Source organism: Microbacterium sp. (assembly GCF_039812165.1).
Lineage (GTDB): Bacteria > Actinomycetota > Actinomycetes > Actinomycetales > Microbacteriaceae > Microbacterium.
In genome coordinates, this window is sequence record NZ_JBDIAB010000118.1 from 1 (window position 1) to 9,506 (window position 9,506).

At 72.8% G+C, this 9,506-nt stretch carries 10 protein-coding genes and 1 pseudogene; 10 read left to right on the plus strand and 1 reads right to left on the minus strand.

Annotated elements, in window-relative coordinates:
• The 6 genes and pseudogenes from WML84_RS09910 to solA form a co-directional block, all read left to right on the plus strand.
• A pseudogene (locus tag WML84_RS09910) lies at positions 1-934 on the plus strand (replication-associated recombination protein A); the annotation flags it as partial.
• Positions 935-1,071: 137 nt separating this feature from the next.
• Positions 1,072-1,611 carry a hypothetical protein gene (locus tag WML84_RS09915; protein WP_347345982.1) on the plus strand — a complete coding sequence of 180 codons (540 nt, stop codon included), beginning with the start codon at positions 1,072-1,074 and terminating at the stop codon, positions 1,609-1,611.
• Complete coding sequence (locus WML84_RS09920; protein ID WP_347345983.1) at positions 1,608-1,919, plus strand: hypothetical protein; 312 nt, start codon at positions 1,608-1,610, stop codon at positions 1,917-1,919. Before WML84_RS09915 ends, WML84_RS09920 begins: the two co-directional genes overlap by 4 nt.
• Positions 1,916-2,305 (plus strand): hypothetical protein, encoded by a 390-nt coding sequence (locus WML84_RS09925; protein WP_347345984.1) that lies wholly within the window; start codon positions 1,916-1,918, stop codon positions 2,303-2,305. Before WML84_RS09920 ends, WML84_RS09925 begins: the two co-directional genes overlap by 4 nt.
• Positions 2,306-2,348: 43 nt before the next feature.
• On the plus strand, positions 2,349-3,176 hold the full coding sequence (locus WML84_RS09930) for a sulfurtransferase (RefSeq protein WP_347345991.1): 828 nt from the start codon (positions 2,349-2,351) through the stop codon (positions 3,174-3,176).
• Between the two features lie 33 nt (positions 3,177-3,209).
• A complete protein-coding gene (solA, locus tag WML84_RS09935) occupies positions 3,210-4,388 on the plus strand; it encodes an N-methyl-L-tryptophan oxidase (RefSeq protein WP_347345985.1) in 1,179 nt (392 codons plus the stop codon).
• Positions 4,389-4,410: 22 nt separating this feature from the next.
• On the opposite strand, the gene WML84_RS09940 is transcribed toward solA, so the two are convergent.
• The gene (locus WML84_RS09940) at positions 4,411-5,034 is read right to left on the minus strand and encodes a hypothetical protein (protein WP_347345986.1); all 624 of its coding nucleotides are present in this window, start codon (positions 5,032-5,034) and stop codon (positions 4,411-4,413) included.
• Between the two features lie 116 nt (positions 5,035-5,150).
• Between WML84_RS09940 and WML84_RS09945 the strand changes: the two genes are divergently transcribed.
• From WML84_RS09945 to alaS, 4 genes are all read left to right on the plus strand, one after another.
• Entirely contained in the window at positions 5,151-5,555 is a 405-nt protein-coding gene (locus WML84_RS09945) for a heme-binding protein (RefSeq protein WP_347345987.1), read from the plus strand.
• 225 nt (positions 5,556-5,780) lie between these two features.
• The gene (rpsD, locus tag WML84_RS09950; RefSeq protein ID WP_347345988.1) at positions 5,781-6,410 is read left to right on the plus strand and encodes a 30S ribosomal protein S4; all 630 of its coding nucleotides are present in this window, start codon (positions 5,781-5,783) and stop codon (positions 6,408-6,410) included.
• Positions 6,411-6,598: 188 nt separating this feature from the next.
• Positions 6,599-7,057 carry a hypothetical protein gene (locus WML84_RS09955; RefSeq protein ID WP_347345989.1) on the plus strand — a complete coding sequence of 153 codons (459 nt, stop codon included), beginning with the start codon at positions 6,599-6,601 and terminating at the stop codon, positions 7,055-7,057.
• A gap of 60 nt (positions 7,058-7,117) precedes the next feature.
• Positions 7,118-9,506, plus strand: a 2,389-nt coding sequence (gene alaS, locus WML84_RS09960) for an alanine--tRNA ligase (protein WP_347345990.1), incomplete at its 3' end; no start/stop codon positions are given.

Below are 9,506 nucleotides of genomic sequence, written 5' to 3' on the forward strand. Positions count from 1 at the left end.
CAGCGACGACGACCTGGGCCTCCTCGTCGATCGCGCCGTGTCCGATCCGCGAGGCCTCGCCGGTGAGGTCGCGCTCGACCCCGAGGCGCGCGCGGCGCTCGTGCGGCTCGCCTCGGGCGAGGCGCGGCGGGCGCTGGCGGCGCTGGAGGCGGCGGCATCCCTCGCCGGTCCCGCGGGCGAGCGCGACGCGGCCCCCGACGAGGAGGACGAGGACGGCGACGACGAGGCGGCCGACCAGGGCGAGCGCGACGGGGCCCGCGGTGACGCCGACGCGGCCTCCGGCTCCGACGCGGTCCCGATGGTCACCGCCGAGCACGTCGCGCAGGCCGTCGACCGGGCGCTCCTGCGCTACGACCGCCAGGGCGACGAGCACTACGACGTCATCAGCGCGTTCATCAAGTCGATCCGCGGCTCCGACGTCGACGCCGCGATGCACTACCTGGCACGCATGATCGAGGCGGGGGAGGACCCCCGGTTCATCGCGCGACGCCTGGTGATCTCGGCATCGGAGGACATCGGCCTCGCCGACCCGCAGGCGCTCGTGATCGCGGTCGCCGCGGCCGACGCCGTCGCCTTCATCGGCATGCCCGAGGGGCGCATCCCGCTCGCCGAGGCGACCGCGTACCTCGCGACGACCGCGAAGTCGAACGCGTCGTACATGGCGTTGGACAAGGCGATCGCCGACGTGCGCGCGGGCGGCTTCGGCCGCGTGCCGGTGCACCTGCGCGACGCGCACTATCCGGGCGCCAAGCGCCTCGGCCACGGCAAGGGGTACGTGTATCCGCACGATCTCGAGGTCGGCGTCGCGGCGCAGCAGTACCTGCCCGACGAGCTGCGCGGCCGCCGCTACTACGAGCCCACCGCTCGCGGCGGCGAGCGCGACGTCTCGGCGCGGCTGGAGAAGATCCGCCGCATCCTCGACCCGGGCCGCTGACCCCCGACTCTGGCATCCGCTCGCCGGGCGCATCACGGTGCCTGCCGGGGACGGCGACGATGCGCGTCGGGTTCCGCGGGATGTTCCCTTGAGGTATATTGATATCCCTCAAGGGAACATCATGACCGGAGGGTGCCATGCAGTACGTGATCCTGGGACTCCTGCTCGGCGGACCGCTCTCGCTCTACGACGTGCGGAAGCGCTTCAGCGCGGGCATCTCGCTGTTCTACAGCGCGAGCCTCGGCAGCCTGCAGCGCGCGCTGCAGCAGCTCGTCGCCGATGGCTCGGTGACCGTCGCCGACGCCGTCGGAGACGCGCGCGGCAAGAAGCTGCACTCGGTCACCGAGCGGGGCCGGGAACGCTGGCGGCGGTGGATGCTGGCGCCCGTGCCGGACGGCGGCGACGCCGAGAAGGTCGTGCTCGCGAAGGTCTACCTGCTCGGGCGGCTCGACGATCCCCGGGACCGCGCCGCCGTGCTGACGGCCCTCCGTGCCCGCGTCGCCGACGCCGAGGCCGGGCTGCGCACGCTCGAGCACGCCGTCGACGCGGCGGCCCACGGCGTCGCCGACGCCGACCGGGCGGTGTTCGCGTACCAGCGAGCCACGCTCGACTACGGCCTGCGCGCGCACGGGCTGCTGCTCGCGTGGCTCGACGAGCTGGCGGAGCCCCGCGCATGACCGCGCCCGCACCGGAGCCCCGCACCGCGACCGCGCGCCCGCGAGTCCGGTACGTCGTCGCCGCCACGATCGCTCTCGCGGTCACGATCGTCTTCGCGACCGTCGGCGACGGCGTCGAGGCGCCGGATGCCACGGGGCTCCGGCACCTCGTCGTCGAGTCCGGCCACACCGGGGTGTGGGCGCTGCTCACGGTCGCGTTCGCGGTCGCCGCCGTGCGGGCGCGCTGGGGTCGCCTCTCCAACGGCGTCGCGATCGCCGCGGGCGTCCTCTACGTCGTGTTCCTCCTGGCGGTGTTCGCGTGGAGGTGAGCGGCCCGGCCCTCGCGGCGGCGATCGTCGCGAGCCTGCTCCTGGCCGCCCTCGCGGTCGTCCAGATCGGCGTCGCCGCGGGCAAGCCGTGGGGACGGCTCGTGTGGGGCGGCCGGCACCGCGTGCTGCCGACGCGGCTGCGGGTCGCGAGCGCCGTGTCCGTCGTCGCCTACGCCGGCTTCGCGGCGGTGCTGCTGAGCCGCGCGGGCGCCCTCCCGGCGTCGGGCACTGCGTTCGTCGTCGTGACGACCTGGGTGCTGGTCGGCTACTTCGCGCTCGGGATCGTCATGAACCTCGCCTCGCGCAGCATCGCGGAACGCCGGACCATGGCGCCCGCGTGCACCGTGCTCACCGCCGCCGCACTGGTCGTCGCGCTCGCGCCCTGATCTCGCCGCGCGCACGCCGGAGCGTCGTAGAGTGACACGCGTGATGAACCCCTTCCTCAGCGCGGCCGAGCTCCGAGAGCGGCAGGATGCCGGTGAGCCGATCGTCCTCGCCGACTGCCGTTGGTATCTCGACGGCCGCTCCGGCCGCGACGCGTACCGCGCGGGTCACCTCCCGGGTGCCGTGTTCGTCGACATCGACACCGACCTCGCCGGTCCCGCGGACCCGGGCACGGGCCGGCATCCGCTGCCGGCGCCCGAGGCGTTCGCCGCCGCGCTCGGGCGGCTCGGGATCACCGCCGACGACACCGTCGTCGCCTACGACGACGCCGGCGGCGTCATGGCCGCGCGCCTCGTGTGGATGCTCCGGGCGATCGGCGTGGCATCCGCCCTGCTCGACGGCGGGCTCGCCGCGTGGGACGGCGAGCTCAGCACGGACGAGGTCGACCGCACCCCGACGACGTTCCGTCCGCAGCCCTGGCCGGCCGACCTGCTCGCCGACATCGACGATGCCGCCGACCCCGCCAACCTGGTCGTGGACGCGCGGCCCGCCGAGCGCTTCGCGGGCGAGGGGCCCGATCTCGACCCGCGCTCCGGACACATCCCGGGCGCCGTGAGCGTCCCGTGCCGCGAGAACGTGGGCGGCGACCAGCGACTGCTCCCTGCCGACGCGCTGCGCGATCGCTTCGCGTCGGTCGGCGTCACCCCCGACCGCGTCGCGGCGGGCGAGGTGGTGAGCTCGTGCGGCTCGGGGGTGACGGCGTGCCACAACCTCCTCACGATCGAGGCGCTGGGCCTGGGCCGCGCACGGCTCTACCCGGGCTCGTGGTCGCAGTACGCGGCCACCGACCGACCCCTCGCGACCGGCCGCTGACCCGGCCCGACACGGATCCACGAGGAGGCGGCGATGAGCGGCTACACGCACATCGTGATCGGCGCGGGCGCGATCGGCTCGGCCGCCGCGTACTGGCTGTCGCAGGAGCCCGGCGCACGCGTGCTCGTCGTCGAGCAGTTCGAGCTCGTGAACACGCGCGGGTCGTCCGGCGACCACTCCCGCATCATCCGCCACGCGTATCACAGAACCGACTACACGAGGCTCACGCCCGCGGCGTACGACGCGTGGCACGAGATCGAGGCCCGCTCGGGGTTGCAGGTGCTGCTGAAGACCGGCGGACTCGACCTCGCGACCTCGGACGAGGCGTCGGTGCGCGAGCTGGACGGCTATCGTGCGGCGATGGATGCCGTCGGCATCCCCTTCGAGGATCTCACCGCCGACGAGATCCGCCGCCGCTACCCGCAGTGGCGCATCGAGGACGACGTCACCGGCTTCCACCAGGCCGACGCGGGGCTCATCGACATCCGGCGCAGCGTCTCGGCGCACACGTCGCTCGCCCTCGCGGCGGGCGTCGAGTTCCTGCCGCACACGATGGTCACCGGCGTGGAGCTGCGTGCGGACAGCGTGACGGTGCGCACGACCGCGGGCGCCTTCGACGCCGGCGCGCTCGTGGTCGCGGCGGCGTCGTGGCTCGGCGACCTCATGCCCGACCTCGGGCTGACGTTCCGGCTGACGCTCTCGCAGGAGCAGGTGAGCTACTTCACGAACGCGAACCTCTCGCGGTTCGCGCCCGACGTCTTCCCGGTCTGGATCTTCCACTCCACCGAGACCTTCTACGGGTTCCCGGTGTACGGCGAGGCGGCGATCAAGCTCGCACGCGACATGCGCGGGCGCTTCATCGCGAGCGAGGAGCGCGTGTTCGAGGGCGACCACGACGAGGCGGCCGTCCTGCGCGGCTTCCTCGAGCGGCGGCTGCCGTCGGCCGTCGGGCCGGTGTGGGCGAACCGCACGTGCCTCTACGACATGCCCGCCGACCGCGACTTCGTGCTGGACGTGCTGCCGGGGCATCCGCACGTCGCGGTCTTCAACGGCGCCGGGCATGCCGGCAAGTTCGCGAGCCTCGTGGGCCGCATTCTCGCGGAGCTGCTGACCACGGGCACCAGCTCGCACCCGATCGACGCGTTCCGCCTGTCGCGCCCGGCGATCACCGACCCCGACTTCGAGCCGGTGTTCCGGCTCACCGGCCACTGACGCGGACTCTGACCCGGAGCCGTCAGAGCGGCTGCTGAGCGACCACGCGCCACGTGTAGACGCGGTCGTCGCGCCCGAGCTCGAGCAGCGACAGGCGCGGCCGCGCGATCGCCACGTCGTGCAGACCGACCGCCTCCACGGCGCGCACGAGGCCGGGCTCGTCGACCTCGCCGGAGAAGTACGCGAGCGAGACGTGCGGATGGAACGCGACCTCGCCGAGGTCGACGCCGCAGACGTCCTGGATCGCCTCGACCTGGATCCCGTTCAGCTCGCCGATCCAGCCGCCGGAGTCGGCCTTGAGCGCGAGCGCCTCGCGCACGAGGCTGAGCCGGTCGAATCGCAGTGGCGTCACGTCCAGTGTCCGCGCCGCCGAGAAGACGCGCTCGACGAGGTCGGCGGCCGTGACCTGCGAGACGTCCTGCGCGAAGCCGACGCCGGTCATCGTCAGGTGCAGCCAGGGAATCGGCACGACGTCCACCGACCCGAGACCCTGCAGGGCCTCGCCCATGCGCGCGGCCGCCGCGTGCAGCGCCGGCGCGTCCTCGAACGTGAGGTGGAACGTGAGATAGCGCGTGCCGGGGCCCCAGCCCGGGCGCCACCACCAATGATCCCGTGTGCGGTCGAAGTCCGAACGGTGCAGTTCCACGCCGCCGAGCCTAGCGACGCGATCGACGACGGCGCGGACCCGCGGTGCGGGCGCTCGCCCCGGTAGGGTGCAGTCCATCGCCGTCCCCCAGGACGACCCCGACGAGAGGAAACCCCATGTCCGTCACCCTCGAAGACGCCCGCCGTGTGATCGCCGCCGCAGAGAAGCGCGCCGACGAGATCGGCCAGCCCATGAACATCGCCGTGGTGGATGCCGGCGGCAACCTCGTGTCGCACGTCCGCCAGGACGGCGCGTGGATCGGCAGCATCGAGATCTCGATCTCGAAGGCGTGGACCTCGCGGGCCTTCGACATCTCGACCCAGGATCTCGGCGACAACTCGCAGCCGACGCAGCAGTTCTTCGGCATCCACACCACCAACGCCCACGGTCGCGGCGTCGCGATCTTCGCCGGCGGCGTGCCGCTCACGCGCGACGGCAAGGTCGTCGGCGCCGTCGGCGTCAGCGGCGGCTCGGGCGAGCAGGACCAGACCGTGGCCGAGGCCGGCGCCGCCGCCCTCTGACCGTCCCCGCGCCTGCGCCCCGACCGCCCGCCCGCCGCGCCCCGAGCGCGGGCGGTCGGGATGCCTCTGATAAGCTGGATCGGCTCGAAACCCTGTTTTCGGGCATCCCCTCTTCTCTGAACGACCTTCCGGCCTGCCCCGACGTGCAGTCCGGACCGGGCGAGGAGGGGGAGATACGTCCGTGAGCCGCGACAGTCGCGGCCACGTCAACGGAAGGATCGCTTCGTGGCAACGAAGTCCCAGGACCGTCGCAAGGTCCGTCTCTCGCGCGCACTCGGCATCGCGCTGACCCCCAAGGCAGCCAAGTACCTCGAGAAGCGTCCGTACGCTCCGGGTGAGCACGGCCGCACCAAGCGCAAGCAGGACAGCGACTACGCCGTCCGCCTCCGCGAGAAGCAGCGCCTGCGCGAGCAGTACGGCATCCGCGAGAAGCAGCTGCGCATCGCGTTCAACGAGGCCCGCCGCAAGGACGGCCTGACCGGTGAGAACCTGGTCGAGCTGCTCGAGATGCGCCTCGACGCGCTCGTGCTGCGCGCCGGCTTCGCCCGCACCACCGCGCAGGCCCGCCAGCTGGTCGTGCACCGCCACATCCTCGTCGACGGCCAGACCGTCGACCGCCCGTCGTTCCGCGTGAAGCCGGGCCAGGTCATCCACGTCAAGACCAAGAGCGAGGGCCTCGAGCCCTTCCAGGTGGCCGCGCTCGGCGGTCACGCCGAGGTGCTTCCCCCGGTGCCGGGCTACCTCGAGGTCGAGCTCGACAAGCTGCACGCGCGTCTCGTGCGTCGCCCCAAGCGCGCCGAGGTGCCCGTCACGTGTGACGTGCAGCTCGTCGTCGAGTACTACGCGGCGCGCTAGCGCCGCGGGGGACCTGCGCGAAGCGCCGCGTCCCGACGGGTACAGCGCGCTAGCGCCGCGGGGGACCTGCGCGAAGCGCCGCGTCCCGACGGGTACAGCGCGCTAGCGCCGCGACAGCGTCTCCTCGCACGACGGGCGCCGGGGTCCTTCCCCGGCGCCCGTCGTCGTTTGCGCCTAACATGGAATCCATGAAGAACGTGCTGTGGTTCCTGGTGGGCATCGTCGGCGGCTTCATCGTCGCGCACTTCGTCGACAAGGACCCGCGCGGTCATGAGCTCATGGCCGATGTCGACGCGCGCATCTCCGAGTTCACCGATCGCATCGCCGACGCCTACCGCGCCCAGGAGGCGCGGTTCGAGGGCATCGTCGCCGAGGTCAAGGATGCCGCGGCCGACGCGCTCGAGTCCGCGAAGGACACCGCGGGCGACGTCCTCGACGCCGCGAAGGGCACGGCCGGCGACGCGGTGGACGCCGTGAAGGACGCCGCCGCCACCGCGGCCGACAAGGCCTCCGACGCGGTGGACGCGGCGAAGGACGCCGCCTCCGACGCTGCGGACGCCGCCTCCGACGCCGTCGAGGAGGCCGCGGACACGGCATCCGACGCCGCCGAGAAGGCCACCGGCGACGACGCCCCGCACAACGACTGATCCCGCGCGGCCGCGGCGCCCGAGAGGGCGTGCGATCGCGCACGCACTGAGGACCCACGCATGAAGACCGCTGAGATCGCCCAGCGCTACCTCGACTACTTCGAGAAGAACGACCACGTCATCGTCCCGTCGGCGTCGCTCGTCAGCGACGACCCGACGCTGCTGTTCACCGTCGCCGGCATGGTGCCCTGGATCCCGTACCTCACCGGCGTGGTCCCGCCGCCGCACCCGCGCGTCGCCGACGTGCAGAAGTGCATCCGCACGAACGACATCGAGGAGGTCGGCAAGACCGCCCGCCACGGCACGTTCTTCCAGATGCTCGGCAACTGGTCGTTCGGCGACTACTTCAAGGAAGGCGCGATCCGCTACGCGTGGGAGCTGCTGACCACCTCCGACGCCGACGGCGGTCTCGGCTTCGACGAGAAGGACCTCTGGGTCACCGTCTACGAGACCGACGACGAGGCGGAGGCGATCTGGCGCGACGTCATCGGCCTCGAGCCCGAGCGCATCCAGCGGCTCGGCCGCGCCGACAACTACTGGCACACCGGCCAGCCCGGCCCCGGCGGCCCCGACTCGGAGATCTTCTTCGACCGCGGTCCCCGCTACGGGAAGGACGGCGGCCCCGCGGTCGACGACACCCGGTTCCTGGAGATCTGGAACCTCGTGTTCATGCAGGACTTCATCGAGAACGTCCGCGGCAAGACCGAGTTCGACATCGTCGGCGAGCTCCCGACGAAGAACATCGACACCGGCATGGGCCTGGAGCGCGTCGCGTTCCTCAAGCAGGGCGTCGACAACATGTACGAGACCGACCAGGTGCGTCCCGTGCTCGACCGCGCCGTCGCGCTCACCGGCCGCCCGTACGGCGCCGCGCACGACGACGACGTGCGGTACCGGGTCGTCGCCGACCACGTCCGCTCGTCGCTCATGCTCCTCTCCGACGGCGTCACCCCGTCCAACGAGGGGCGCGGCTACATCCTGCGCCGTCTCATGCGCCGCTCCATCCGCGCCATGCGGCTCATGGGCGTCGACGGGCCGACCTTCCCCGAGCTGTTCGCGGCGTCGCGCGACGCGATGAAGAGCGCGTACCCGGTGGTCGCCGACGACTGGCAGCGCATCTCGCAGTACGCCTTCGCGGAGGAGGAGACGTTCCTGCGCACGCTCGCGGCCGGCTCGACGATCCTCGACCTCGCGATCGCGCAGACGAAGGATGCCGCGGCCCCCGCGCTCGCCGGCGCCGAGGCGTTCCTGCTGCACGACACGTACGGCTTCCCCATCGACCTGACCGTCGAGGTGGCCGAGGAGGCCGGCCTCGAGGTCGACCGCGACGCGTTCGACCGCCTCATGCAGGAGCAGCGCGCCCGCGCCAAGGCCGACGCGCGCTCGCGCAAGCGGGCGCTCGCCGACCTCGGCGTGTACCGCGAGTTCCGCGCGGGGGGCGAGACGTCCTTCACCGGCTACACGGATCTCGAGACCGAGTCCACGGTGCTCGGCCTCATCGTCGACGGGCTCTCGGTCGACCGCGCGAGCGCGGGGCAGATCGCCGAGGTGATCCTCCCCGCGACCGCCCTGTACGCCGAGTCGGGCGGCCAGGTCGCCGACAAGGGCGTCATCGTCGGCCCCGGCTACGAGCTCGAGGTGCTCGACGTGCAGCGACCGGTGCCGGGTCTCATCAGCCACACGGTCGAGGTCACCACGGGCGAGGTCGCCGTCGGCGAGCCCGCGACGACGGTGGTGGATGCCGTGAACCGCCGGGCGGCGCGGCAGGCGCACTCCGCGACGCACCTCGTGCACGCGGCCCTGCGCGACACCCTCGGCAAGACCGCCACGCAGGCGGGCTCGCTGAACCGCGCCGGCTATCTCCGCTTCGACTTCGCGTGGGGCCAGGCGCTGTCCGCCGACACGAAGACCGAGATCGAGGAGATCGCCAACAACGCGGTGCGCGACAACCTCGAGGTCACCACGCGCGTGATGTCGCTCGACGACGCCAAGGCGGCCGGCGCCATGGCGCTGTTCGGCGAGAAGTACGGCGACCGCGTGCGCATGGTCGACATCGGCGGTCCCTGGTCGCGCGAGCTCTGCGCGGGCACCCATGTCGCCTCCAGCGCCGAGATCGGCCTCATCAACCTCGTGGGCGAGTCCTCCGTCGGCGCCTCGAACCGCCGCGTGGAGGCCCTCGTCGGTCTCGACGCGTTCCGCGAGCTCGCCGCCGAGCGCGCCATCGTCTCGCAGCTGACCTCGTCGCTGAAGACGCCGCGCGACCAGCTGCCGGCGCGCATCGCGGAGCTCGCGGCGAGCCTGAAGGCCGCCGAGAAGAAGATCGCGCAGTTCGAGGCGCGCGCCCTCGCCGACCGGCTGCCGGCGCTCGTCGCCGCCGCCCGCCCGGCCGGAGCGCACCTCGTCGTCGCCGAGTCGCTCGGCGTCGCGGCATCGGCCGACGACGTCCGCT